Here is a 25,918-nt window from a genome sequence, read left to right as displayed (position 1 = left end):
TGCATCTCCCTACGAAGTCGATCGGCGAGTCTAGCTCGGTGATGGTCGATCCGGGCGCGGGCCCGGCTCTTTCAGGCGCCGGCATCGATGTCGATCCGATGACGCCGGCACCAGTTCCAGAGGTGCGCGCTTGCCAGCGACATGCTGCCGGCCACGGTGAAGGACGTCTCCCGGTTCTCGTCGGTCCAGCCGAGTGCGCCGGCCAGCAATGCGGCCAGCCCGGCCATCGCCAATCCCCACAACGCCCATGGCAACGGCCGCAACCGGTGCGACCGCCAGAATCCGGCGGCGGCAAGCGGGGCCGCGAGCACGACGAGCAGCAGATGCACCCACGCCGCCTTGGACCAGATCGCGAGCATCGGCAAAAAGGCCGCCAGCACCGGCAACGCGATGCAATGCAGCAGGCACAGCCCCGACAGGCCGATCGCCGAAGCATCGAGCAGGTAGAGCCCGGCAGACTTCATCGCGCACCATCCGCTTTGGAATTGTTACATTATAACAATTCGGAAACGGACCCGACGTGCCGATGCTGGCGCGTTTCCCGCCCGCACCACCGGGCGCTGGCCATCGCCCGGCAGGCCGGGAGATGGCCGCGCGCCTATTCGGCCGGCAGCCGCATCTCCTCCAGCAGGTGGGGGGCCGGATAGACCTTGGACATCAGCCAGCGCAGGTAGCGCATGTCGACGTGGATCGCGCGCTTGTAGCGCGGGTCGTACATCCAGCTTGCGCTGACGGCCTCCCAGTTGCTGTCGAAGTTCAGGCCGATCAGCCTTCCCTCGGCGTCCAGCACCGGCGAACCGGAGTTGCCGCCGGTGGTGTCCAGGTTGGTCATGAAGTTGACGGTCTGGGTGTCCAGGCTCGGCTCGGCGGTGCTGCCGAAATCGCCCCGGGCGATCGCCTCGAGCAGCGGCCGCGGCGCGTCGAACGGCTCCTCGCCGGTGTGTTTCTCGACGATGCCCTGCACCGTGGTCAACGGCCGATAGCGAACGCCGTCGCGTGGATCGAGCGTGCTGATCCGGCCGTAGCTGACCCGCAGCGTCGAATTCGCATCCGGGTACACCGCCTGGCCATTGGCTTCGCGGAAGCCGGTCAAGGCACGCATGTAGGCCGGACGCAGGCGCAGCAGCTCGCCCTCGTGGGTCTTGAACGCGTCCTCCAGGCGCAGCAGTGCCGGCATCAGCCGCGCGGCGGCCCGCAGCAATGGATCCTGCGATGCGGCCAGTGCATCGCGATCGGCCTGCATCGCCGCGACACGGACCTCCTCGTCGCCCAACGCGGTGCCGGCATACAGCGCGCCGACCGATGCACGCACCTGCTCCGGGGAGGTGCCGAACACCGCGTCGAACTCGGGCAGGTGCTGGTCGGCCGGCAACGTCAGATACTGCAGGACGAGATCGGTCAGCAGCGCCTGCTCGACCGACGGCGCGTACCGGCGCTGCACCTGGCGCAACTGGCCCTCGATCAACGCCTCATCGCGCTGCTGATAGCCGGACTCGCGTTCGGCGCCGGGCTTGTCCCGCTCGAGCGCGAGCCGTTGCACCGTCACCGCCGCACGCAGCAGCTGCGTCTGGCGCAGGATCTGCGCCACCAGCTGATCGCGGTCGCGGGTCGCGGCGACCTCGTCGAGCACCGCCTGTGCCGCGGCGATGTCGGCGCGGATGGCATCGGCGTCCGCCCGGCCGTCGAGCCAGGCCAGCATCGCCGTCTCGTCGGCACGGCGGACGGAGACCGCATCGCTGCGCCGCAGGCCGTCGAGCTCGCCTTGCGCGCGCTTGAGGCCGTTGAGCAGACCGCGCAGCTGCGAGGCGTAGCGCACCCGCGCCTCGGCGTCGCTGGCGCCCGCGCGTTCGATCACCTCGATCATCCGCCGGTACAGCGCGATGCGCGACGGCAGCTGCCATTCGACCTGACCTGCGAATTCCGACGCCATCCTGTGCCGGAAGGTGATCCCCGGGTAGCCGGCCAGCATCGCGTAGTCGCCCTGCTTCACGTTGCGGGTCGACATCTGCAGATGCGCCGGCGGCTTGAACGGCACGTTGCCGGGCGAATGATCGGCCGGGCGGCCGTCCGGGCCGACGTAGGCGCGCAACAGGGTGAAGTCGCCGCTGTGGCGCGGCCACATGAAATTGTCGACCTCCCCGCCATAGTTGCCGATGCTGCCCGGCGGCGCGTAGACCAGACGGATGTCGCGCAGTTCGAGCTGTCGGACGAGGTAGAAATCGCTGCCGTAGTACATGTTGGCGATGCTGCAGCGCTGCGCCGGCGCCTGCTCGCACTCGGCCACCGCCGTCTTGCCGGCGGCGTCGACGGCATCGAAGTAGGCGCGCCCGCGCTTGCCGCCAGCGGCAGCGAGGACCCTGTCGGTGATGCGCTCGAAACCGGTCGTCACCAGCACCCGGTAGTCGGGATTGGCGGGCAGCTCGGCAGCGCGATCGGCGGCGACGAAGCCGTCCGCGATCAGATCGCGCCCGGACGTGCTGTTGTATTGAATGACTCCGAATGCGACATGATGATTGGTCAGCACCAGACCGTCCGCGGACACGAACGCGCCGCTGCCGCCTCCAACCTTGACTACGGCGTTCATCGGCGGCTGCGCCAGCTCGCTCAGCGCTTCGGGCCGGCCTTCGAAGCCGGCCGCTTTCATCTGCCCGGCGATATCGGGCAGCTGCGACGGCATCCACATGCCCTCGTCCGCGCAAGCGGGCGTCGCGCCGGCGGCGATCAGGGCATATGCGAGGGCGGGCAGCAGCAGACGGTGGCGCATGGTCGGTCCGTTCATCCGGCGGGAAGTCCGGGACGATAGGCGAACTCCGCAACCGGCGGCAAACCGGTACTTCCCAATGGCCACGAACGGCAAGACGCCCGCCACGGCGCGGCTGCATGGCCGGCACTCCCCCGCAGGAGCGGCGCGGGGCCGGGCGTATAATTGCCGCCCTCTCCCACCGCCCCGGCGACACCCATGACGCAAACGATGAAGGCACTGGTCAAACGCGAAGCCGGCAAAGGCATCTGGCTGGAAGAGGTGCCGGTACCGTCGCCGGGCCCGAACGAGGTCCTGGTCAAACTGGAGAAGACCGCGATCTGCGGCACCGACCTGCACATCTACCTGTGGGACGAGTGGAGCCAGCGCACGATCAAGCCGGGACTGGTGATCGGCCACGAGTTCGTCGGCCGCGTCGTCGAGATCGGACCGGGCGTGACCGGCTACCGGATCGGCCAGCGTGTCTCCGCCGAGGGCCACATCGTCTGCGGCCACTGCCGCAACTGCCGCGCCGGCCGCCAGCACCTGTGCCCGAACACGATCGGCATCGGCGTGAACCGCAATGGCGCGTTCGCCGAGTACATCGTGATGCCGGCCAGCAACCTGTGGCCGATCCCGGACCAGATCCCCAGCGAACTGGCCGCGTTCTTCGATCCGTACGGCAACGCCGCCCATTGCGCGCTGGAATTCGACGTCGTCGGCGAGGACGTGCTGATCACCGGCGCAGGGCCGATCGGCATCATCGCCGCCGGCATCTGCAAGTACATCGGCGCACGCAACGTGGTGGTCACCGACGTCAACGACTACCGGCTCAAGCTCGCCGCCGACATGGGGGCGACCCGCGTCGTCAACGTCGCCAACACCTCGCTGAAGGAGGTGATGGCCGACCTGCACATGGAGGGCTTCGACGTCGGCCTGGAGATGAGCGGCAACCCGCGCGCGTTCAACGACATGCTCGACTGCATGTACCACGGCGGCAAGATCGCGATGCTTGGCATCATGCCCAAGGGCGCCGGCGCCGACTGGGACAAGATCATCTTCAAGGGCCTCACCATCCACGGCATCTACGGCCGCAAGATGTACGAGACCTGGTACAAGATGACGCAGCTCGTGCTGTCGGGCTTCCCGCTCGGCAAGGTGCTGACCCACCAGTTGCCGATCGACGAGTTCCAGCAAGGCTTCGACCTGATGGAATCGGGCAAGGCCGGCAAGGTGGTGCTGAGCTGGGTGAGCTGACGCGCCAGCGGATTGCCCGGCAACCGCCGCATCGGCCGGCGGCCCAATCCTGCCTGCAAGCCCCCCGTAGGAGCGGCGTGAGCCGCGATGACGCTTTCCCGTGAAAGTCCGATCGCGGCTCACGCCGCTCCTACGGCCCCATCTGCCCGAGCACGATCACTTGAGCACGATACGCAGCCGTTCGCGCCACCAATGCCAGGCGAGCACCGCGAACATCGCGGTCAGCCACAACCCCAAGGCCCATTCCAGCCGGTTCTCCCATCGGTCGCGGGCCAGCTGATCGGCCACCGACGCGGTGACCGTCACGCTCGCGAGCCCCACCGCCAGCATGCCCAGCGCGACAATCCGCAGCGGTGCGAACGCGGGCGCATCCTGCCACTGCCGCGACATCCTTCGCAGCACCGACATCAGCGCGAGAAAGCTCGCGCCGAAATAGACCGTGATCCCGTAGCGGCGCAACAGACCATAGGTCTCGCCTTCGCTGCCCAGGAACGCCGCGTACAAGCCCAGGAACGCTCCTGCGGTCAGCCCCAGCCATGGCAAGGCCCGCGCGGGCACGCCGGTGCCACGTTGCAGCCACTGTGCCGCGCACCACCAGACCGCGACCTGCACGGTCGCGCACGGCAGCATCGCCAGGCGGAACAGCAGATTGCCCAGCCCATGGCGCGCCGCACGACTGATCGACACGCAGCCATCGAGATAGGGATTGCAAGCCGCGACCAGTTCGCCCTGGACCGACAGCCACCACGCAAGATGGGCCGCCAACAGCGGCAGCAGTGCGCAGAGCAGCGGCAGCGGCCATGCCGGCAGGCCGGTCGGAGCGGACGTCGGCTTGGGCACCTCCATACCGCCCGATGTTAGAACCCTCCGGTGCCGGGACACCAGCGCGCGGTCACCCTCACCTTGAGGCCGCGACCGCCACGCGATCCCGTCGGCGGCCGGCGATAGAATGGTCCGCTGACGATCCACGCCCGATCCGCGCCGCCGCTGGCCGCGCGCCGCACTCTCCCAGCCACGCCGGAGCCGAACATGCCCAACGACGCCGTCCACGACTCGCCGACCGCCCGCTACGCCGAGGAACTCGACTCGATCCGCGAGCAGGGCCTGTTCAAGGCCGAGCGGATCATCACCAGTCCGCAGTCGGCCGAGATCACCCTCGCCGACGGACGCACGGTGCTGAATTTCTGCGCGAACAATTATCTCGGCCTGGCCGACCATCCGGACATCATCCAGGTGGCGAAGGATGCGCTCGACAGCCACGGCTTCGGGATGGCCTCGGTCCGCTTCATCTGCGGCACCCAGGATCTGCACAAGCAGCTGGAGCAGACCATCGCCGACTTCTTCGGCACCGAGGACACGATCCTTTATGCCGCATGCTTCGACGCCAACGGCGGCCTGTTCGAACCGTTGCTGGGGCCCGAGGACGCGATCATCTCCGACGCCCTCAACCATGCTTCAATCATCGACGGCGTGCGTTTGTGCAAGGCGCAACGCTTCCGCTACGCGAACTGCGACATGGCCGACCTGGAGGCACAGCTGCAGGCTGCCGACGCAGCCGGCTGCAGGACCCGGCTGATCACCACCGACGGCGTGTTCTCGATGGACGGCTTCATCGCTCCGCTCGACGAGATCACGGCGCTGGCGGAGAAGTACGGCGCGCTGGTCCACATCGACGAATGCCACGCGACAGGCTTCCTGGGTGCGCACGGCAAGGGCTCGGCCGAGGTCAAGGGCGTGCTGGAGAAGATCGACATCATCACCGGTACGCTCGGCAAGGCGATGGGCGGCGCGCTCGGCGGCTTCACCACGGCCAGGCGCGAGGTGATCGAGATGCTGCGCCAGCGCTCGCGTCCGTACCTGTTCTCCAACTCGCTGCCGCCGCACGTGGTCGCCGCCGGCATCAAGGCGTTCGAGATGCTCTCCAGCGCCGGCGAACTGCGCGAGCGGCTGCAGGAAAACACCGCCTACTTCCGCGAACGGATGGCGGCTGCCGGCTTCGACCTGAAGCCGGGCGTGCACCCGATCGTGCCGGTGATGCTCTACGACGCCCCCCTGGCGCAGAAGTTCGCCGAGCGGCTGCTGGAGGAAGGGATCTACGCGATCGGCTTCTTCTACCCGGTGGTACCGAAGGGCCAGGCGCGCATCCGCACCCAGATGAGCGCCGCGCACACCCGCGAACATCTGGACCGGGCGATCGATGCGTTCACCCGCATCGGCCACGAGCTGGGTGTGCTCGAAGCCGGCTGAGACATGCAGCCACCAGGGCCGCGGATCGCGCGGCTCGGTCAAAGGTCTGCACAGATCCATCCCGGACTTGCTCGGACGCCGCAAGGTCGAGCCAAGCTCGACCTTGCTTCCGCTGGATCAAGCACTTGCATGCTCGATCCGCGGGACGCGCCATCCCTGGCGCGCGGAACCTCTGAATGAACAAGAGGCCCTTAACGGGTGGGCCGCGCCAGCGCCTCGGTTTCCTCGCGGCTCAGCTCGCGCCATCCTCCCTTGCCGAGGTCGCCGATCGCCAGCTCGCCTATCGCGACCCGGACCAGGCGCAGCACCGGCAGCTGGAACGCCGCGAGCAGGCGGCGGATCTGCCGGTTGCGGCCTTCGTCGAGCACGACCTCGAGCCAGGCATTGCGGCTGCCCAACCGCAATACCCGCACGGAGCGCGCAGCCAGGTGCTCGCCGCTGTCGTCGATGCCCGCGACCAGCGCCTCCAGCACGGCGGCATCGGGCTGGCCGCCGACCTGGACGTGGTAGGTCTTGTCCGGGCCACTGGCCGGATCGGTGATCCGCGACGCCCAACCGGTGTCGTTGCTGAACAGCAGCAGACCTTCGCTGGCCTTGTCCAACCGCCCTACCGGCGCGACCCACGGCAGCTGCGCGCCATCGAAGCAGCGATAGACCGTGTCGCGGCCCTGCTCGTCGCGCACCGTGGTGACCTGGCCGCGCGGCTTGTTGAGCATCAGGTAGACCGGGGCTGGCGACTGCAGGTCATGCCCGTCCACGCAGATCCGGTGGCGATCGCGCACGACCGGGAATTCCGGATCGCGAACGACGCGGCCGTCCACGCTGATCCGCCCGGCCAGCACCCAGCGCGCCGCCTCGGTACGCGAACAGACGCCTTGCTTGGACAGGATGCGGGCCAGTCCGTGGCGGACCGGCGGGCCGCTCACCCGGCCCATCGCGACAGCGGCCGCTTTCGCGGCCGCCCTCGGGTCAACACGCATGCGGACATGGACTACTCGCCGCTGCCCTCGGTCTGCGGACCGTCCGCCTGGACCGCCGGCGCCGGTGCGGCGGCCGCCGGCGCGCCCTTGGCAACGCGCACGCCGCGCGACTTCATCCAGGCGTCGAATTCCTCGGCGGTCATCCGCTTGCCGTTCTGGTTCATGTCGAAACGCCACGGGCCGTTGTCGAACTCGGTCCGCGGTACGTATGCGGCCGGCGCCTGCGCATCGATCGCGGCAGGTTCCGTCGCCGGCATCGCCTTGGCGAGGCTCTGGCAGTTCTCGAGCTTGAGCCGGAACACGACCTGATCGATCGACTGCGCCTCGTTGAAGGCGTGCGCGAGCACACCGGTCGGCGCGCCCAGCTGATGACTGGGAACGGTCAGCTCGCCGGACACCGGCGCCACGATCGTCGGCCGGATCGGCATCGGCCTGGGCACGGCCATTGCGCTGCAGTCGCCGGCCTGCTGGGCCTGGACCACCCCGGCCAGAAGCATGAGTGGGAGGGCAAGGACGGCGCGCTGCATGGAGATCTCCTGGTATCGATGCGCCCGTCGCTGTGGATACGCGCGGGCGTGCTCGGAGTGTAGGCGCGTGCCGCGACGGCGACAACCGCGGAATGCGGGTTTGCGACCTGCGGCAGCGGCGCACATGACCGCCCGCACACACCAGCCGCATGCTCGGCCGCACGTATCGGCCACACGCGTCGGTGAGCGGGCCGCCACCAAAAAGAAACCCGGCGCGAGGCCGGGCTTCCTTCGAGTCCGGGGACGGGTTTCACAACCCGTCCGGCGGTGCTCAGTTCTGCACGTTCAGCTCGGTGCGACGGTTGACCTCCGACTTGCAGCCCGGCAGGGTCTGCGCAGTCGCTTCCAGCGGACGGCTCTCGCCGTAGCCGATCGGGCCGGTCAGGCGCGAAGCGTCGATGCCGTTGCTGGTCAGGTAGTCGTACACCGCGGTCGCGCGACGCTCCGACAGCTTCTGGTTGTACGCATCCGAACCGCACAGGTCGGTGTGACCGGCCACTTCGACGCGCAGCTCCGGATAGCGCTTCAGGATCTCGGTCGCCTCCGACAGGATCGCCACCGCGTCCGGACGCAGCGTCGACTTGTCGAAGTCGAAGTTCACGCCCTTCAGGTCGATCGTCACCGGCACCGGGCAGCCGTCCGGACCGATGGTCTGGCCGGCCTGCGAACCCGGGCACTTGTCGTCGCAGTTGTTGACGCCGTCGCCGTCGTCGTCCAGGTCCGCACAGCTCGGCTGCGGCGCCGGCGCCGGGGCCGGAGCTGCGACAGCGCGCTCGCCCAGCGGGATCACCACGCCGACCGAGGCCAGCACGTCGCCGAACCAGTCGGCGTCGATGTCGCCATTGACGCTCTGGTCGTCGAAGTCGGCGCGATAGGCCAGCTCCGCACGCATCTTGGCACGGCTGCCGACGTCGCCCTGGATGCCCAGGCCGAGCTTGGCGGCGAGGTTGCCGTCTTCGCGCTCACCCGGCGAGTTCGGGTTCGGGAACGCGTCGAACTCTTCCTCGGCGCGCTGGTAGCCCATGCCCAGCAATGCATACGGGTTCCAGTTGCGGCCTTCCTGGATGAAGTGGCGGCGCAGGTCGAACGAGATGCCGTACTGGCTCCAGTTCAGGTTCTGGTTCGCGTCGACGTTCGGGTTCTGGTAGTTCAGCTCGCCATCCAGCGACCAGTTCGGGCTGAGGAACTTGCCCAGGCCGACAGCGACGAACGGCGCATCGCGGGTGCCGCGCTCGTTGTCCTGCAGGTTGAAGCCGGTGGAACCGGTCAGGTACCAGCGGTCGTCGTAATCCTGCGCGCCAGCAGCCTGCGAGAACGCCAGGCCGGCGAGCAGAGCGGTGCTCAACAAGCGGATCTTCATACACTCACTCCTTAGGGTAGATCGGTCTTGGACAGGGTCTAGGGATTGGATCGGCTCAGGATCGGATCAATCCGATCAGTATTCCGCACGGCACGTTGCAACTCAGGGACACGCTCGCCGAGCTCCTGCCCGCACCGCGGTCACTGCGACCGGATCATACACTGTCAACGAGTTTGTTAAAACATCTTAACGACGCGTTGCAGACACCGTGGCCAAGCGTTTGATCTGCTTGCCGTCTGTCGGCCACGCGGCGGCCGGCGATGACGGGGACCACGCCGCCGGGAGGATTTCCCCGGCCGAAGAAAAAGGAAACCCGGCGCGAGGCCGGGCTTCCTTCGAGTCCGTAGCCGGGTCCTGCGACCCGGCCGGTACGGCTCAGTTCTGCACGTTCAGCTCGGTGCGACGGTTGACCTCCGACTTGCAGCCCGGCAGGGTCTGCGGGGTCGACTCCAGCGGACGGCTCTCGCCGAAACCGATCGGGCCGGTCAGGCGCGAGGCGTCGATGCCGTTGCTGGTCAGGTAGTCGTACACCGCGGTCGCGCGACGCTCCGACAGCTTCTGGTTGTACGCATCCGAACCGCACAGGTCGGTGTGACCGGCCACTTCGACGCGCAGCTCCGGATAGCGCCTCAGGATCTCGGTCGCCTCCGACAGGATCGCCACCGCGTCCGGACGCAGCGTCGACTTGTCGAAGTCGAAGTTCACGCCCTTCAGGTCGATCGTCACCGGCACCGGACAGCCGTCCGGACCGATGGTCTGGCCGGCCTGCGAACCCGGGCACTTGTCGTCGCAGTTGTTGACGCCGTCGCCGTCGTCGTCCAGGTCCGCACAGCTCGGCTGCGGCGCCGGCGCCGGAGCCACCGGGGCGGTGGGCTCCGGACCCAGCGGGATCACCACGCCGACCGAAGCCAGCACGTCGCCGAACCAGTCTTCGCCGTCGTTCCTCTCCGGCGGCGGATCATCGTTCAGCAGCTGGGCGCGGGTGTCGTCGATCGCGACCGCGCGATAGGCCAGCTCGGCGCGCATCTTCACGCGGCCCATGTCGCCCTGGATACCGCCACCGAGCTTCAGCGCGGCTGCGCCTTCTTCCTCCTCGAACGGGGAGTCCGGGTTCGGGAAGTTGTCGGTCTCGATCTCCTCGCGCTGGTAGCCCAGACCCATCAGCAGGTAGGGATTCCAGTTGCGGCCTTCCTGGATGAAGTGGCGGCGCGCGTCGAACGAGATGCCGTACTGGCTCCAGTTGAGGTTCTGGTTCTCGTCCCAGTTCGGGTTCTGGTAGTTCAGCTCGCCGTCGATCGACCAGTTCGGAGTGATGAACTTGCCCAGGCCCAGGCTCACGAAGGGCGCATTGCGGGTTTCGCGATCGCTGTCCTGGAGGTTGAAACCAGCGGCACCGGTGATGTACCAGCGGTCGTCGAAGTCCTGCGCGTTGGCTGCCTGGGCCAGGCCCAGGCCACCCAGCAGGGCGGCGCAGAGGAGTTTCTTATTCATCTGTTGCTCCTTGGTTCTATATAAATGTGGAAACACGCGTCTGCGAGGATCCATACCGTCTGGACGGTCACCCGTGTTCGGACGCCATCGGGGCGCAGAGTAGGCGCGTCTTCGTGAAAGCGGTGTTAACGCGTATCTAACATTGGCGGCCGCGAATGGCCGAGGCTTAACAGGGGTTCAGGCAGGCGTCCGGGCACTCTGGAGCCACGTGCCAACGTTCGAACACGCGCACCGAACCCGCGGATACGTGCCGTGACGTCATTGGCGTGCGGATACCGTTCATCGGGACCGTGAGGCACAGGCGTGTGCCGCACGAGGCGATCGCGGGCATTGCAGGGATGGAACGGACCGGAGCCGGCAGCGGACTTGGCGAAGAGGCGGGACGACCGCACGCTGCTTCCATGGATACCGCTGAACCGCTGCCACCCCAGATGCCGACTCCGCTGCCTACACTGTTCCTCTCGCACGGCTCGCCGCTGCTGGCGGTGGAGGACTCGGCGGCCGGCCGTTTCCTCGACAGGCTCGGAGAAATGCTGCCGCGACCGTCGGCAATCGTGGTTGCGTCGGCACATTTCATGTCGGCCACGCCGCTGGTCGGTGGCGATCCGCAGCCGCGGACGGTCCACGACTTCGGCGGTTTCCCGGAATCGCTGTATGCGATCGCCTATCCCGCTCCCGGGGACCCGACGCTCGCCGCGCGGATCGTGGAGCGGACAGCCGACGCGGGTATCGGGGTGCGTCTGCGTGCTTCGCACGGGCTCGACCATGGCGTCTGGGTTCCACTGCGGCGGATGTTTCCGGATGCCGACATCCCGGTCGTTCCGCTGTCGGTGATGCCGCATGCCGACGCCGCGACGCATCTCGCGCTCGGCCAGGCGCTGGCGCCGCTGCGGGAACAGGGGGTGCTGGTGATCGGTTCCGGCGGTTTCGTCCACAACCTCGGCGATCTGGACTTCTCCAATGCCGCCGCACCGGTACCTGGGTGGGCTCGCGAGTTCGGCGACTGGATGCGGGAGAGGATCACCGCGCGCGACTGGACCGCCCTGCTCGACTGGCAGGCATCGGCGCCGAACGCACGCCGCGCGCACCCGACCGTCGAGCACCTGATGCCCTTGTTCGTCGCGATCGGCGCGGCCGGCGCCTCACCGCTGCCGCAAGCGCTGCACCGCTCGCATGAATATGGTTCGCTGGCGCTGGATGCCTACGCATTCGCCTGAGCGCCTGCCCGCGCTCTAGGCGAGACAGGGAGCGTCGCGTTCCCACGGCGGTTCCCGGCCGAGACGGTCGACCAGAAAGTCGACGAAGGCACGCACCCGCGGCGGCACCAGACGGCGCTGCGGCATCACCGCATAGATGCCGCTGCCGTCGTTGCCGAACTGCGGCAGCACCCGGACCAGGCGCCCGGCACACAGATCCTCGTGCACGTGCCAGGTCGAATGCAGGGCGATGCCGAGCCCGGCAACCGCGGCATCGCGCAGCGCCTCGCCGAAGTTGGATTCGAAGCGACCGCGCACGCGCACCGTGATCTCGCCTCCGCCCGCATCGCCGAGCCGCCAGACGTCCTGGCGCCCCTGGCGGCCGACCAGCAACAGGCAGTCGTGTCCGGCCAGTTCGGCCGGCGTGCGCGGCGTCCCGTGTCGTTGCAGGTATTCCGGCGACGCGCACAGCAGGCGGACGTTGTCGGCCAGCCGGCGGGCGACCAGTTGCGAGTCCTCCAGCTGACCGATCCGGATCGCCAGGTCGAAGCCCGCGCTGACCAGGTCGACGACCTCGTCGGTCAGATTGAGGCTGAGGGTCACCCGCGGATGCAGGGCCATGAACTCGGCCAGCAACGGCGAAAGGTACTGGCGGCCGAACGAGGCCGACGCGGTGACCCGCAACATGCCGGCGACCTCGGTACCACCCTGGCGCAGGTTGCTGGTCAGGGAGTCGAGCTCGTCGACCAGCGCGCGGCCGCGCTCGGCCAGCGCCAGGCCCTCGGGCGTCGGATGCAGCCGGCGGGTCGTGCGATGGAGCAGGCGCACGCCGAGCTCGCTTTCCAGCCGTTTCAGCCGCTGGCTGGCGACCGCAACCGACAGGTCCAGGCTGCGCGCGGCCGCGCTGATCGAGCCCAGATCGAGCACCCTCAGGAACAGCTGGATGTCGTCGACGCGGTCCATATTCAATTGAATCTTGAAAGTAATTATGGATTTTGGCCATTTCTGAAGAATATTCAACGGCCTAGGCTGGCGGCTCTTTTCAGGATCCGCCCGCGATGCCCGTCTCTCCCACCCCCACCACCCGCCTGCCGATCGCGCTGTACGCGCTGACCGCGGGCTCGTTCGGCATCGGCTGCGCCGAATTCGTGATCATGGGCCTGCTGCTACAGGTCGCCGCCGACCTGCAGGTATCTATCGCGGCCGCCGGACTGCTGGTGTCCGGCTACGCGCTGGGGGTGTTCGTCGGCGCGCCGGTGCTGACCCTGCTGACCCGGCGGATGCCGCGCAAGGCGGTGCTGCTGGCGCTGATGGTGATCTACACGGTCGGCAACGCCGCCTGCGCGCTGGCGCCCGACTACGCGAGCCTGATGGCCGCGCGGGTGCTGACGTCGCTGACCCACGGCACCTTCTTCGGCGTCGGCGCGGTGGTCGCGACGGGGCTGGTGCCGGCCGAGCGCCGGGCCTCGGCGATCTCGATCATGTTCGCCGGCCTGACTCTGGCGACCCTGCTGGGGATGCCCGCGGGCGCCTGGCTGGGCCTGCACCTGGGCTGGCGCTCGACATTCTGGGCGATGGTCGCGATCGGTCTGGTTTCGTTGGCGGTGATCGCGCTGTGGGTGCCCCGCAGCCGCGGCGAGGCGGCCGCCGTGCCGCTGCGCGAGGAGCTGGCGACGATGGCACGGCCGCAGGTCCTGATCGGGCTGGCGATGACGATGCTCGGCTTCGCCGGCGTATTCACCGTGATCACCTACATCCAGCCGATGCTGACGGGGTTGGCCGGCATGTCGGAAGCCGCCGTTTCGCCGGTGTTGCTGGTGTTCGGCGGCGGCATGGTCGTCGGCAACCTGCTCGGCGGGCGCTGGACCGACCGTCGCCCCACTCCCGCCCTGCTCGGCAGTCTGCTGCTGCTCGCCGTAGTGCTCGGCGCGATGAGCTTCGCGCTGCGCTCGCCGGTCGCGATGGTCGCCTTCACCGGCCTGCTCGGGATCGCCGCGTTCGCGACCGTGTCGCCGTTGCAGTTGCGGGTGCTGCGCTTCGCCGAGGGCGCGGGGCAGAACCTGGCGTCGAGTTTCAACATCGCCGCTTTCAACCTCGGCAACGCCGCCGGCGCCTGGCTCGGCGGGATGGTCATCGAGCACGGTCCAGGGCTGGCCGCGGTGACCTGGGTCGCGGCGCTGGTCACCCTCGCCGGGCTGGCGATGGCGATCTGGAGCGTGCGGCTGGAGGCGGGCCGCGACCGCGCCGCGCTGCCGACCGGCTGCATGCCGGAGCAGGCCTGAAACGTGCCCGCGCCGCGTCCACGCCTCTCTCTGAATTCAAACCCCACTTCGAACGGAGATCGATTCGACATGTCCACGCCCTCTTCCTCCTGGCGCAGGCGGTTCGCCGCACCGCTCGCCGCCCTGCTGCTCGCGATCGCCCTGCCGCTGCAGGCGGCCGAACCGGTCGCGCCGACCTGGACCGCGACCTGGACCGCCAGCCCGCAGCCACGCTGGGACGGCGAGTTCGCGCTGCCGACGAACCTCCCGTTCCAGTTCTGGGACCAGACCGTGCGCCAGGTCGCGCGGGTCAGCATCGGCGGCGAGCGCGTCCGCGTGCTGCTGTCCAACCGCTATGGCGATCGCCCGCTGCGGATCGGCGCCGCGCACGTGGCGCTGGCCGGTACCGGCGGCACCGTCGTCGCCGGCAGCGATCGCACGTTGACGTTCGGCGGTGCGGAGGAGGTCGTCATTCCGCCCGGCGCGCCGATGCTCAGCGATCCGGTCGAGCTCGACGTCGCCGCGCTGTCGCGGGTCTCGGTCAGCCTGTACCTGCCGGAACCGACGCCGCCGTCGACCTTCCACTGGGACGCGCGCCAGACCGCCCACGTCGGTGCCGGTGACCAGACCGGTGCGGCGGCGATGAAAACCGACACGACGTTGACCACCCGGGTGTTCCTGTCCGCGATCCTGGTCGAGACCCCTGCGGAAACCCGGACCGTGGTCGCGTTCGGCGACTCGATCACCGACGGCAACATGGCCAGCATCGATGCCGACACGCGCTGGCCCGACGTGCTGGCCGGCCGCCTCGCCGATCGCGGCATCGCCGTGCTCAACGCCGGCATCTCCGGCGCCCGCGTGCTCGGCGACCGGATGGGCGGGAACGCGCTGGCCCGCTTCGACCACGACGTGCTCGCCCAGCCCGGCGTCGACAGCGTGGTCGTGCTGATGGGAATCAACGACATCGCCTGGCACGGCACACCGCTCGCGGTCGACGACGCCCCGGTCACGGCAGAGGCGCTGATCGCCGGCTACCGCCAGTTGATCGCCCGCGCCCGTGCACGCGGCGTGCGCATCGTCGGTGCGACCCTGACGCCGTTCGAGGGCGCCCTGGATGCGACACCGATGCGCGGCTATTACGACAGCGACAAGGAGCGCATCCGCCAGCAGGTCAACGCCTGGATCCGCGACGGCGGCGAATTCGATGCGGTGATCGACTTCGACGCGATCCTGCGCGACCCGTCGCGGCCGACACGGATGCGGCCCGCCTACGACTCCGGCGATCACCTGCACCCGGGCGATGCCGGCTACCGCGCGATGGCCGAAGCGATCGACATTGGCGCCCTGCTCGGCGATTGACAGGCCCGCGCGCGCATACCCCCGACACTCTCAACGAGGATCATTCGATGGAATACCGTTTTCTCGGCCGCTCGGGCTTCAAGGTCCCGGCACTGAGCTTCGGCACAGGTACCTTCGGCGGCAAGGGCGAGCTGTTCGCCGCGTGGGGCGACACCGACGCGAAACAGGCGCGCCGCCTGGTCGACATCTGCCTGGACGCCGGCCTGAACATGTTCGACAGCGCCGACGTCTATTCCGGCGGCGAGGCCGAGCGCATCCTCGGCGAGGCGATCAAGGGCCGCCGCGACCAGGCGCTGGTGTCGACCAAGGCCACCTTCCGCTTCGACGACGGCCCGAACAGCGCCGGTTCCTCGCGCTTCCACCTGATCAACGCCGTCGACGCGGCGTTGAAGCGACTGGGCACCGACTACGTCGACCTGTTCCAGTTGCACGGCTTCGACGCGATGACGCCGGTCGAAGAGACGCTGTCCACGCTCGACGACCTGGTCCGCGCCGGCAAGATCCGCTACCTGGGCGTGTCCAACTTCTCCGGCTGGCACCTGATGAAGTCGCTCGCCGCGGCCGAACGCCATGGCTGGAGCCGCTACGTCGCCAACCAGACCTACTATTCGCTGATCGGCCGCGACTACGAATGGGAGCTGATGCCGCTGGGCCTGGACCAGGGCGTCGGCGCGGTGGTGTGGAGCCCGCTGGGCTGGGGCCGCCTGACCGGCAGAATCCGCCGCGGCCAGCCGCGACCGGAGGTCAGCCGGCTGCCGGGCAGTGCCGATTACGGTCCACCGGTCGATGAGGAGTACCTGTACCGGGTCGTCGATGCGCTCGACGAGATCGCCGCCGAAACCGGCAGGAGCGTGCCGCAGGTCGCGCTGAACTGGCTGCTGCAGCGGCCGACCGTGTCGACGGTGGTGATCGGCGCGCGCAACGAGGAGCAGCTGAAACAGAACCTCGGCGCGGTCGGCTGGAACCTGAGCCCGGAGCAGGTCGCCCGCCTGGACGCCGCCAGTGCGGTGACCCTGCCGTACCCGTACTGGCACCAGCGCGGCTTCGCCGAGCGCAATCCGGCGCCGGTCTGACGCACCTCAACTCCCTTGCCGCGCCGGCATTCCGGCGCCCCCGCCATCCAAGGACATGCTTCCGATGAAAGCCGTCGCCCTCACCCGCTATCTTCCCATCGACGACCCCGCCTCGCTGCAGGACTTCGACCTGCCCGAGCCGCCGGCGCCGGCCGGCCACGACATCCTGGTCCGGGTGTCGGCGGTGTCGGTCAATCCGGTCGATACCAAGGTCCGTTCACCGAAGGACAAGGTCGAGGAGACACCGCGCATCCTCGGCTACGACGCCTGCGGCATCGTCGAGGCGGTCGGCGACGCGGTCTCGCGCTTCAAGCCCGGCGACCGCGTCTACTACGCCGGCGACTTCAGCCGCCCGGGCAGCAATGCCGAGCTGCAACTGGTCGATTCGCGGGTGACCGGCCACGCGCCGCGCACGCTCGACGACGGCCAGGCCGCGGCGCTGCCGCTGGTTGCGATAACCGCCTGGGAGCTGCTGTTCCAGCGCATGCCCTACGACAGCGGGAACGGTGGCGCCGGCAAGTCGCTGCTGGTGATCGCCGGCGCTGGCGGAGTCGGCTCGATCGCGATCCAGCTCGCGCGCCGCGCCGGCTTCACCGTGATCGCGACCGCGTCGCGCGAAGACTCCGCCCAGTGGTGCAGGGCGATGGGCGCGCACCATGTCGTCAATCATCGCGAACCGCTGGCGCCGCAGCTGAAGACGCTGGGTTTCGACACGGTCGACGCGGCGATCAACCTCGCCGACACCGTCGCGTACTGGGACGTGCTCGGCGGACTGCTCGCGCCGCAGGGCCATGTCGGGCTGATCGTGGAGCCGAGCGCACCGCTGCATATCGGCGATCCTTACAAGATGAAGTGCATCGGCATCCACTGGGAGATGATGTTCGCGCGCCCGGTGCTGAAGACGCCCGACATCGACGAACAGGGCCGGATCCTCGATCGGATCGCCGCCCTGGTCGATGCGGGCGAACTGAAAAGCATCCAACGCGATGCGCTGAAGCCGATCGACGCCGCCAACCTGCGCGAGGCGCATCGCCGGCTCGAGTCGGGCGCGACGACCGGCAAGCTGGTACTGAGCGGCTGGTAAGCCGTTTTCGCAGGGCCAGGGGCACAAGGGCGACAGCGCTGCTACATTCCGCACCTGGGCACGGCGGCAGGAGAACATGCGGTGAACGTCAAGGAGTTTTCCAGCCGGGTGGGCATCAGTCCGCACACCGTCCGCTACTACGAAAAGATCGGACTGTTGCGCGATGTCCACCGCCTTGCCAATGGTCACCGCGATTTCTCCGAGAAAGACATCGCGTGGATCGGCTTCGTGCAGAGGCTGAAGGACACCGGGATGCCACTGGAGCAGATCCACCTCTACGCCGACCTCAGGGGCGAAGGAGCATCGACCCTGAAGGAACGGCACGACCTGCTCGAACGCCATGCCGCTGCGCTGGAGCAAAGCGTCGCCGAACAGTACCGCCACCTGGACAGACTCCGCGAGAAGATCGCGCTCTATCGGGCGGCGATGGACGGGCATGAAACGCACTTGACTTAGAGTCGACTCCAACCCGCAAGCTCCCGTCGAACATATCGGCAGGAGCAAGGTCCCGTGAAAGTCCCAGGCACACCCCCTCACTCCCGCAACAGGAGGCGCTTCCTGCGCACCGCCGGGCTGCTCGGCGCAGCAGCCTGCGGTCAATACGCGCCCGCCGGCCGTACTTCAATCCATCGGGAGACAGACATGGGTATCGACAACGACGAGCGCTTCGAGCGCGGCTGGGAAAAGCTCCGGGAAATCGATGGCGAGGCGGGCGAACGGGTCATCGAGTCCCTGAAGGACATCGCGCCGGACCTTGGCCGTTACACCATCGAGTTTCCATTCGGGGATGTCTACAGCCGCCCCGGACTGGACCTGAAGTCGCGGGAGATCGCCACCGTCGCCGCACTGACCGCCCTGGGCAATGCAGCGCCGCAGCTGAAGGTGCACATCCACGGTGCGCTGAACGTGGGGTGCACATCACAGGAGATCGTCGAGGTCATCATCCAGATGGCGGTCTATGCGGGCTTCCCGGCCGCGTTGAACGGAGCTTCCGCAGCTCGGGAAGTCTTCGTCGAGCGCGGACTCATCGAAGCGTAGGAATCCAGCGCGACCCGAATGTCGGCAGCCGTACGGGCGGGACGCCGGATACTGCCGGAGGCCGCGCGGTGGCAACGGGTTGCGCCTCCAGCCTCACCATCCACACCTTCGTCCCCGGCGTCATCGTGGATGGATCGCCGGATGGCGCGTTGATCGCCCGCGAGCGGACGTCACTGGAACCCGGGACCGGCCCGGCATGGCTTGCGTGGACGCAGCGGTGCCGCCCCTGGCCTGGCTGGGCGATCGGGTCGAACCGGAAGAGTTGAAGCCGACGCCTTTTCCCGGCATCGTGCGGCTTCCGTACGCCAGCGTATCGCCATGCCAGCCGCCAGTCCGACGCCCCATCCGCTCTATCCCCGCCTGTTCGAACCGCTGGACCTGGGCTTCTGCACGCTGCCCAACCGCGTCCTGATGGGGTCGATGCATACCGGGCTGGAGGACAAGGCGGCCGACTTTCCGAAGCTGGCGGCATATTTCGCCGAGCGCGCCGCCGGCGGAGTCGGACTGATCGTCACCGGCGGTTTCTCCCCGAACATCGTCGGCTGGCTCAAACCGTTCGGGGGCACCCTGCGCTGGCCGTGGGAAGCGGGCAAGCACCGTCGGGTCACGCGTGCGGTGCACGAGCACGGCAGCCGCATCTGCCTGCAGATCCTGCATGCGGGACGCTACGGCTATCACCCGTTGCAGGTCGCGCCGTCGAAGATCAAGGCGCCGATCAATCCGTTCACCCCGCGCGCGCTGTCCGCACGCGGCGTCGAGCGCCAGATCGCCGCGTTCGTGCGCACCGCACGGCTCGCCCGCGACGGCGGATACGACGGCGTCGAGGTGATGGGCTCTGAAGGCTACCTGCTGAACCAGTTCACCGCGCCACGCACCAACAGGCGCGATGACGCCTGGGGCGGCGATGTTGCCAAGCGCATGCGCTTCGCGGTCGAGATCGTGCGCCGGATCCGCGAAGCCTGCGGACCGGATTTCATCATCATCTACCGGCTGTCGATGCTGGACCTGGTCGACAAGGGCCTGGCCTGGGACGAGGTCGTGCACCAGGCGCAGGCGATCGAGGCCGCCGGCGCGACCCTGATCAACACGGGCATCGGCTGGCACGAGGCGCGCATCCCGACCATCGCGACATCGGTGCCGCGCGCGGCCTTCACCGGCGTCACCGCGCGCCTGAAACCGCATGTATCACTGCCGCTGGTCGCGACCAACCGGATCAACATGCCCGACGTCGCCGAAGGCGTACTCGCCCGCGGCGAAGCCGACATGGTGTCGATGGCCCGGCCGCTGCTGGCCGACCCGGCCTGGGTGAGCAAGGCGCGCGACAGCCGCGCCGACGACATCAACACCTGCATCGCCTGCAACCAGGCCTGCCTCGATCACGTGTTCGAGAACAAACGGGCAAGCTGCCTGGTCAACCCGCGCGCCTGCGCCGAAACCGAGCTGAACTACCCCGCCACGACCGCGCCGCTTCGCATCGCCGTGGTCGGCGCAGGGCCGGCCGGTCTGGCCTGCGCGACGGTCGCCGCCGAACGCGGCCACTCGGTGACGCTGTTCGATGCCGCCGACGAGATCGGCGGCCAGTTCAATCTCGCCAAGCGAATCCCGGGCAAGGAGGAGTTCCACGAGACGCTGCGCTACTTCCGCCGTCGGGTCGAGCAGACCGGCGTCGAGCTGCGCCTGCGGACCCGTGCCGATGCCGATGCGCTGGCCGGATTCGACACGGTGGTGCTGGCGACCGGCATCAGGCCGCGCACGGTCGACTTCCCCGGCGCGGACCACCCCAGGGTCGTCAGCTATCTCGACGTCCTGACGGGGCGCGTGATGCCCGGGGACCGGGTCGCGGTCATCGGCGCCGGCGGGATCGGTTTCGACGTCGCCGAATTCCTCGTCCACCAGGGCGAATCCCCCAGCCTCAACGCCAAGGCGTGGCGTGCCGAATGGGGCGTCGACATCGGCTATCTCGGCAACCGCGGCGGCCTGACCGATGCACGCCCGGAGTCCGCCGCGCGCGAGGTATGGCTGCTGCAGCGCAGTCCAGGCCGGCCCGGCAAGCGGCTGGGCAAGACCACCGGCTGGATTCATCGTGCGACGCTGAAAGCGCGGCATGTACAGATGCTCGGCGGAGTCGAATACCTTGGCGTCGACGATGAAGGCCTGCGCATCCGGGTCGAGGGCGGCGATGAGCAGTTGCTGCCGGTCGACCACGTCGTGATTTGTGCCGGCCAGGAGCCGCACAAGCCACTGGCGGCGGAACTGGAGAGTCTCGGCATCGTCGCGCATGTGATCGGCGGCGCCGACGTGGCGGCCGAGCTCGACGCCAAGCGCGCGATCGCCCAGGGCAGCCGGCTCGCCGCGACGCTATAGGCGCAGCCTGCGATTCCCGGCTGCGCACGGGACGCACCAAAGTTTGCTGCGCAAACCATGGCCCCACCGTTGCGCCCTCATACCCCGTTCGCAGCCTGACTCATGGGGCGAGCCCTATCCACACCGTAAGCGCGGCGTGAGCGCCGCGAGAGGTGTTCATGGGACAGCTTCATCGCGGCTTGCGCCGCTCCTGCGGGAGCGTTGTTGCCGCACCCCCGGATTCGAGACGCTCCCCCTCGCTCACGACGCCGACGCTCCTGCGAAGGCTTCGACAGCCAACTCCCTTGCGCTTCCAGATTCGCGCCCTGAACGCCCAGTCAGCAGCCCCACGCGTTCACCTGTCACATAAAATACTTTAAAAAACATACACATATACGGGTCAAACACGAATTCCCGCCCCACTCCGGCGTCCCCGTCAAGCCCCCCGCGTTCACGCAACGTTTATCAAGGCGCCGCTACCTTGCGCCAACTTTTGCAGCCGCCCCTCTTGCGGCCACCCACATCGGCCCCGCGTTCTGCGGCCCGATGATCGGGGGCAAAGCGCGCCACAGAGCCGCCGCCCTTAGTAATGCGATTTCCGCACCCTGCCCGGCCGTCCGTATCGCCGAGCTCGGAAACAACGCCATGTCGGTCAGTACCCGCTGTCAGCGCCCCGCGAGGGGTGGATGCCGGAGTGCGGTCGACGCAACGAAGTTGGAGTTCACATGAAACTGGCATGGATCCTCTGGCTGGCATCGGTACTGCCGCCAAACGCCGCCGACTCGCTCTGCCTGAGCGCCACGTTGTACCTGGAAGCCCGCGACCAGTCCGTCCGCGGCCAGCAGGCCGTCGCCGAGGTCGCCCTGCGCCGCCGCGACAGCGGCCTGTGGGGCGACAGCGTCTGCGAGGTGGTCACCGCCCGCAAGCAGTTCGCGCCGACGATCGTTTCGCCGAACACGCGCCTGAGCAATGTCGATGCCTGGGGCGAGGCCGTGACGGTGGCGCTGGAGGCCGAACGCAACTGGGCGCTGCCGGCCGGCGAGCGCAAGGAAGTCGTGCCCGGCGCGAGCCACTTCCTCGCCCACAAGATCGCCAGCCCGAGCTGGCGCAACGCCTACCAGGTCGCGCAGATCGGCGACCACACCTTCCTCAAGGTGCAGTCGCTGAAGCCGCGCGGGCCGAAGTCGTAGCGCGCGCCGTCGCCGGAGTGACGCAGCGTTTCATCGGTGGCGTTGAGGGTGACAGGACGGGTCGGCGATAGTTGCCGGCCCGTTTTCGTTTCGCCCTTCCATCCATCCCCGGAGCGCACGATGAAACTGTATACCAAGCCAGGAGCCTGTTCGACCGCCGACCACATCGCCCTGCAGTGGACCGGCAAGCCGTTCGACGTCGAGATCCTCGACAAGGACACGATGAAGGCGCCGGCCTATCTGGCGATCAATCCTGCCGGCGCGGTGCCGGCGATCGTCGATGGCGATTTCGTGCTGACCCAGAACGCGGCGATCATGGGCTACATCGCCGACAGCCATCCCGAGGCGGGCCTCGCCGGCGACGGCAGCGCCCGCCAGCGCGCCGAAGCCTCCCGCTGGCTGGCCTTCGTCAACTCCGATCTGCATCCGGCATTCAAGCCGCTGTTCGCGCCGGGACTGTTCAGCGCCGATCACGGCGATCACGCAGCGCTGCGCGAAGCCGCACACAGGCGTCTGCGCGGGCTGTTCGAGAGCGCGGACCGCCAGTTGCAGGGTCGCGACTGGCTGGCCGGCTTCCGCAGCTTCGCCGACCCCTACTTCTACATCACCCTGCGCTGGGCGGACGGGCTGAAGCTCGATCTGTCCGGGCTCGACAACCTGGCCGCGTTCAAGCGGCGGATGGAGGCCGATCCGGGCGTGCGCGCGGCACTCGAGGCCGAAGGCCTGTCCTGAGCCGCACGCCGTCCCTGACGGCGGGCATGTGCGGCGACCGGGACAGGAACCCGGAAGAACGCCCGGCGTTCTCCGGGGCCGCACACGGCCGTCTCGTCTCAGCGATCGCGGGCCTTCCAGTACTGGGCCATCTCCAGATAGGTGAACGACGCCGACCAGGTGATCAGCATCAGTCCGACCAGTGCCTCGGTGCCGGCCAGCAGCCGGATCGAACCCACCGGCACCATGTCGCCGAAGCCCACCGTCGTATAGACCATCGCCGAGAAGTACACGGTGTCGAACAGGTTGTCGTGATGCATGCCATGAACCTCGCCGACGCCGGCCAGGTTCAACAGCAGGTAGTACGCCGCCCCGAACACCCAGATCTCGAAGACGTGCAGGGCCAGCAGCCACAGGTTGACGGCGACCAGACGGCGTCTTCCCGCCCGCTCGGCATGGCGTCGGTTGTGCGAGACGATCCGGCTGAGCACCTCGTAATGCGACAGGATCACGATGCCCACCGCGGCGACGGTGACGCAGAGGATCACGACGTTGGCGGACCAGTCCTCGTACATCGCGCGCTCCCGGGACACATGGCGAAAGGGCCCGGGAATCCCGGGCCCCTGCATGATCCGCGCTGTCTCAGCGCTTGTCGATCGCGACGTACGCGCGGTCCTCCGGACCGGTGTAGTTCGCGCTCGGCCGGATGATCTTGCCGTCCTCGCGCTGCTCGATCACGTGCGCGCTCCATCCGGTGGTGCGGGCGATCACGAACAGCGGAGTGAACATCGGCGTGGGAATGCCCATCATGTGGTAGGCCGACGCACTGTACCAGTCGAGGTTCGGGAACATCTTCTTGGTATCCATCATCAGGTTCTCGATGCGCTCGGACACGTCGAACAGGGTCCGGTTGCCGCCGCCCTCGCACAGCTTGCGGCTGATCTCCTTGATGATAGGGTTGCGCGGGTCTCCGATCGTGTAGACCGGATGGCCGAAGCCGATGATGATCTCCTTGCGCTCCATCCGCGCGCGGATGTCGGCTTCGGCCTCGTCGGCGCTGCGGTAGCGGCTGATGATGTCCATCGCCACTTCGTTGGCGCCGCCGTGCTTGGGCCCGCGCAACGCGCCGATCGCGCCGGTGATGCACGAATGCAGGTCCGAACCGGTACCGGCGATCACCCGCGCGGTGAACGTCGAGGCATTGAACTCGTGCTCGGCGTAGAGGATCAGCGACCTGTCCAGCGAATCGGCGTGCAGCGCGCTCGGCGGTTCGCCGTGCAGCAGGTGCAGGAAGTGCGCGGCGACCGAGTCGTCGTCGGTTTCCACGTCGATGCGGCGGCCGTTGCGGGTGAAGTGCCACCAGTACAGCAGCATCGAACCGAAGCTGGCGATCAGCTTGTCGGCGATGTCGCGCGCTTCCGATGCCGGATGTCCGTCGCGCTCGGGCAGGACCGTACCCAGCACCGAACAACCGGTGCGAAGCACATCCATCGGGTGCGCATTGGCCGGCACCAGTTCCAGCGCCTCGGCGACGATCGCCGGCAGGCCACGCAGGCGCCTGAGCTTGGCCTTGTACGCGTTGAGCTGGGAAACGGTCGGCAGCACGCCGTGCACCAGCAGGTGCGCGACCTCCTCGAAGCTCGACTTGGTCGCGAGGTCGTGGATGTCGTAGCCGCGGTAGTGCAGATCGTTGCCGCTGCGGCCAACCGTGCACAGCGCGGTGTTGCCGGCGGCGGTGCCGCTGAGGGCGACGGACTTCTTCGGCCTGGGAGTCGCCGCCGGGGCGGTGTCGGTTGTCGCGGCCTTCGTCATCGTGGTTCTCCTGCTTGGCGATGCCTGGTGGATGGCCTGCGGGCCGACGGACGGTGGTCCGCTCGAGTCGCCGGCTGGCCGGTGTGGATCGGCCCGGGCGTTGTCACCGGATGACAGCGCTCAGGCCTGGGTGCGACCGGCTGGTCGCGCCGGCTGCGGCAACACGGGGCGTGGCTGCCGCAGCGCGGGGGCGGACGGACGCGCCGGCGGAGATCGAGGCAGGGGGCCCGCAGCGCGGGAATCCGTTCGCTCCGTCGGCCGACCATCGCGCCCGGGATCCGGGTGCCCGGTTCAGGACCTGCCGTCGGCGAACAGCGCGTCGAGCTTGTCTTCGTACGCGTGATAGCCGAGGAAGTCGTACAGTTCGGCGCGCGTCTGCAGCGTGTCGACGATGTTCTTCTGCGTGCCTTCGCGGCGCACGGTCTCGTAGAAGTTCAGTGCCGCCTTGTTCATCGCGCGATAGGCGCCGCAGCAGTACAGGGCGATGTCGACCCCCGCGTCTCGCAGTTCGTCGGTGGTGAAGAAGGGCGTGGAACCGAACTCGGTCAGGTTGGCGAGGACCGGCACCTTCACCGCGGCCTTGAACCTGCGGTAGTCGTCGAGCGTATTCATCGCCTCGGGGAAGATCATGTCGGCGCCCGCTTCGACGTACGCCACCGCGCGCTCGATCGCGCTGTCGATGCCTTCGCTCGCGGCGGCGTCGGTGCGCGCCATGATCACGAAGCCATCGTCGGTGCGCGCATCGACCGCGGCCTTGACCCGGTCGACCATCTCGGCTTTCGGCACCACTTCCTTGCCCGGCCGGTGTCCGCAGCGCTTCTGTCCGACCTGATCCTCCATGTGCACGGCGGCGACACCGACGTTGATGAACGAACGGACCGTACGGGCGATGTTGAAGGCGCCGCCCCAGCCGGTATCGATGTCGACCAGCAACGGCATGTCGGTGGCGTCGACGATGCGGCGCGCGTCGGTCAGCACATCCTCCATCGTGCTGATTCCAAGATCGGGCATGCCCAGCGAATTGGCGGCGACGCCGCCGCCGGACAGGTACAACGCGCGATAGCCGACGCGCTTGGCCATGAGGCCGGCGTAGGCGGTGATCGCCCCCATCACCTGCAGCGGGGACTCTTCGGAGACGGCGGCGCGGAAACGCGCGCCCCTGGAATTTGCGTTGCTCATGGCCTCTCCTCGTGGGTCCGCCATTCTATCCGACCCGGCCGGCCGCTGATCCGGCTGCCGATCCCACGGC

The 25,918-nt window shown here is 68.3% G+C and carries 23 protein-coding genes; 12 read left to right on the top strand and 11 right to left on the bottom strand.

The features are described 5' to 3' along the window. Positions 1-71: 71 nt before the first annotated feature. Together L3V18_RS14505 and L3V18_RS14500 are read right to left on the bottom strand one after the other, a co-directional pair. On the bottom strand, positions 72-464 hold the full coding sequence (locus L3V18_RS14505) for a MerC domain-containing protein (protein ID WP_237053652.1): 393 nt from the start codon (positions 462-464) through the stop codon (positions 72-74). A gap of 134 nt (positions 465-598) precedes the next feature. Further along, a complete protein-coding gene (locus L3V18_RS14500) occupies positions 599-2,764 on the bottom strand; it encodes a S46 family peptidase (protein ID WP_425493472.1) in 2,166 nt (721 codons plus the stop codon). A gap of 195 nt (positions 2,765-2,959) precedes the next feature. On the opposite strand from L3V18_RS14500, the gene tdh reads away from it, so the two are divergent. Then, positions 2,960-3,997 (top strand): L-threonine 3-dehydrogenase, encoded by a 1,038-nt coding sequence (gene tdh / locus L3V18_RS14495; protein ID WP_237053654.1) that lies wholly within the window; start codon positions 2,960-2,962, stop codon positions 3,995-3,997. A 156-nt stretch (positions 3,998-4,153) separates the two neighbouring features. Here tdh and L3V18_RS14490 read toward each other — a convergent pair whose 3' ends face one another. Beyond that, positions 4,154-4,837: a hypothetical protein gene (locus L3V18_RS14490; protein ID WP_237053719.1), complete on the bottom strand. Its 684-nt coding sequence runs from the start codon at positions 4,835-4,837 to the stop codon at positions 4,154-4,156. Positions 4,838-5,026: 189 nt separating this feature from the next. Between L3V18_RS14490 and kbl the strand changes: the two genes are divergently transcribed. Next, positions 5,027-6,244, top strand: coding sequence for a glycine C-acetyltransferase (kbl, locus tag L3V18_RS14485; protein ID WP_237053720.1), 1,218 nt, complete (start codon positions 5,027-5,029; stop codon positions 6,242-6,244). A gap of 191 nt (positions 6,245-6,435) precedes the next feature. Here kbl and L3V18_RS14480 read toward each other — a convergent pair whose 3' ends face one another. The 4 genes from L3V18_RS14480 to L3V18_RS14465 form a co-directional block, all read right to left on the bottom strand. Then, positions 6,436-7,179 (bottom strand): pseudouridine synthase, encoded by a 744-nt coding sequence (locus L3V18_RS14480; RefSeq protein ID WP_237053723.1) that lies wholly within the window; start codon positions 7,177-7,179, stop codon positions 6,436-6,438. A gap of 56 nt (positions 7,180-7,235) precedes the next feature. Beyond that, on the bottom strand, positions 7,236-7,751 hold the full coding sequence (locus tag L3V18_RS14475; RefSeq protein WP_237053721.1) for a hypothetical protein: 516 nt from the start codon (positions 7,749-7,751) through the stop codon (positions 7,236-7,238). A 271-nt stretch (positions 7,752-8,022) separates the two neighbouring features. Then, complete coding sequence (locus L3V18_RS14470; protein ID WP_237053722.1) at positions 8,023-9,111, bottom strand: OmpA family protein; 1,089 nt, start codon at positions 9,109-9,111, stop codon at positions 8,023-8,025. A 375-nt stretch (positions 9,112-9,486) separates the two neighbouring features. Further along, entirely contained in the window at positions 9,487-10,602 is a 1,116-nt protein-coding gene (locus tag L3V18_RS14465) for an OmpA family protein (protein WP_425493541.1), read from the bottom strand. Positions 10,603-11,003: 401 nt separating this feature from the next. Here L3V18_RS14465 and L3V18_RS14460 point away from each other — a divergent pair, with 401 nt between their 5' ends. Next, positions 11,004-11,819: a DODA-type extradiol aromatic ring-opening family dioxygenase gene (locus tag L3V18_RS14460; protein ID WP_237054245.1), complete on the top strand. Its 816-nt coding sequence runs from the start codon at positions 11,004-11,006 to the stop codon at positions 11,817-11,819. Positions 11,820-11,834: 15 nt separating this feature from the next. On the opposite strand, the gene L3V18_RS14455 is transcribed toward L3V18_RS14460, so the two are convergent. Then, entirely contained in the window at positions 11,835-12,761 is a 927-nt protein-coding gene (locus L3V18_RS14455; protein WP_237054246.1) for a LysR family transcriptional regulator, read from the bottom strand. Positions 12,762-12,856: 95 nt separating this feature from the next. Here L3V18_RS14455 and L3V18_RS14450 point away from each other — a divergent pair, with 95 nt between their 5' ends. The 9 genes from L3V18_RS14450 (at position 12,857) to L3V18_RS14410 (ending at position 22,878) form a co-directional block, all read left to right on the top strand. After that, positions 12,857-14,080, top strand: a complete 1,224-nt coding sequence (locus tag L3V18_RS14450; protein ID WP_237054247.1) for an MFS transporter — start codon at positions 12,857-12,859, stop codon at positions 14,078-14,080. A 69-nt stretch (positions 14,081-14,149) separates the two neighbouring features. Next, on the top strand, positions 14,150-15,418 hold the full coding sequence (locus L3V18_RS14445; protein ID WP_237054248.1) for an SGNH/GDSL hydrolase family protein: 1,269 nt from the start codon (positions 14,150-14,152) through the stop codon (positions 15,416-15,418). 47 nt (positions 15,419-15,465) lie between these two features. Beyond that, positions 15,466-16,491 carry an aldo/keto reductase gene (locus tag L3V18_RS14440; protein WP_237054249.1) on the top strand — a complete coding sequence of 342 codons (1,026 nt, stop codon included), beginning with the start codon at positions 15,466-15,468 and terminating at the stop codon, positions 16,489-16,491. A 64-nt stretch (positions 16,492-16,555) separates the two neighbouring features. Continuing rightward, a complete protein-coding gene (locus tag L3V18_RS14435) occupies positions 16,556-17,575 on the top strand; it encodes a zinc-binding alcohol dehydrogenase family protein (RefSeq protein WP_237054250.1) in 1,020 nt (339 codons plus the stop codon). Positions 17,576-17,656: 81 nt separating this feature from the next. Further along, the gene (locus tag L3V18_RS14430; protein ID WP_237054251.1) at positions 17,657-18,031 is read left to right on the top strand and encodes a MerR family transcriptional regulator; all 375 of its coding nucleotides are present in this window, start codon (positions 17,657-17,659) and stop codon (positions 18,029-18,031) included. 186 nt (positions 18,032-18,217) lie between these two features. Beyond that, positions 18,218-18,613, top strand: a complete 396-nt coding sequence (locus tag L3V18_RS14425; protein WP_237054252.1) for a carboxymuconolactone decarboxylase family protein — start codon at positions 18,218-18,220, stop codon at positions 18,611-18,613. A gap of 318 nt (positions 18,614-18,931) precedes the next feature. After that, on the top strand, positions 18,932-20,977 hold the full coding sequence (locus tag L3V18_RS14420) for an NADPH-dependent 2,4-dienoyl-CoA reductase (RefSeq protein WP_237054253.1): 2,046 nt from the start codon (positions 18,932-18,934) through the stop codon (positions 20,975-20,977). 704 nt (positions 20,978-21,681) lie between these two features. Continuing rightward, a complete protein-coding gene (locus L3V18_RS14415; RefSeq protein ID WP_237054254.1) occupies positions 21,682-22,146 on the top strand; it encodes a cell wall hydrolase in 465 nt (154 codons plus the stop codon). 120 nt (positions 22,147-22,266) lie between these two features. Further along, positions 22,267-22,878: a glutathione S-transferase N-terminal domain-containing protein gene (locus tag L3V18_RS14410; RefSeq protein WP_237054255.1), complete on the top strand. Its 612-nt coding sequence runs from the start codon at positions 22,267-22,269 to the stop codon at positions 22,876-22,878. A 98-nt stretch (positions 22,879-22,976) separates the two neighbouring features. Here L3V18_RS14410 and L3V18_RS14405 read toward each other — a convergent pair whose 3' ends face one another. From L3V18_RS14405 to prpB, 3 genes are all read right to left on the bottom strand, one after another. Then, a complete protein-coding gene (locus tag L3V18_RS14405) occupies positions 22,977-23,432 on the bottom strand; it encodes a potassium channel family protein (protein WP_237054256.1) in 456 nt (151 codons plus the stop codon). Positions 23,433-23,499: 67 nt separating this feature from the next. Continuing rightward, the gene (gene prpC, locus L3V18_RS14400; protein ID WP_237054257.1) at positions 23,500-24,669 is read right to left on the bottom strand and encodes a bifunctional 2-methylcitrate synthase/citrate synthase; all 1,170 of its coding nucleotides are present in this window, start codon (positions 24,667-24,669) and stop codon (positions 23,500-23,502) included. A gap of 291 nt (positions 24,670-24,960) precedes the next feature. Continuing rightward, positions 24,961-25,848 carry a methylisocitrate lyase gene (gene prpB, locus L3V18_RS14395; RefSeq protein WP_237054258.1) on the bottom strand — a complete coding sequence of 296 codons (888 nt, stop codon included), beginning with the start codon at positions 25,846-25,848 and terminating at the stop codon, positions 24,961-24,963. Between the last annotated feature and the right edge of the window lie 70 nt (positions 25,849-25,918).

The organism is Marilutibacter chinensis (assembly GCF_021725675.1).
In the GTDB taxonomy this organism is placed as follows: Bacteria; Pseudomonadota; Gammaproteobacteria; order Xanthomonadales; family Xanthomonadaceae; genus Marilutibacter; species Marilutibacter chinensis.
This window is presented reverse-complemented; position numbering and strand designations above follow the sequence as displayed.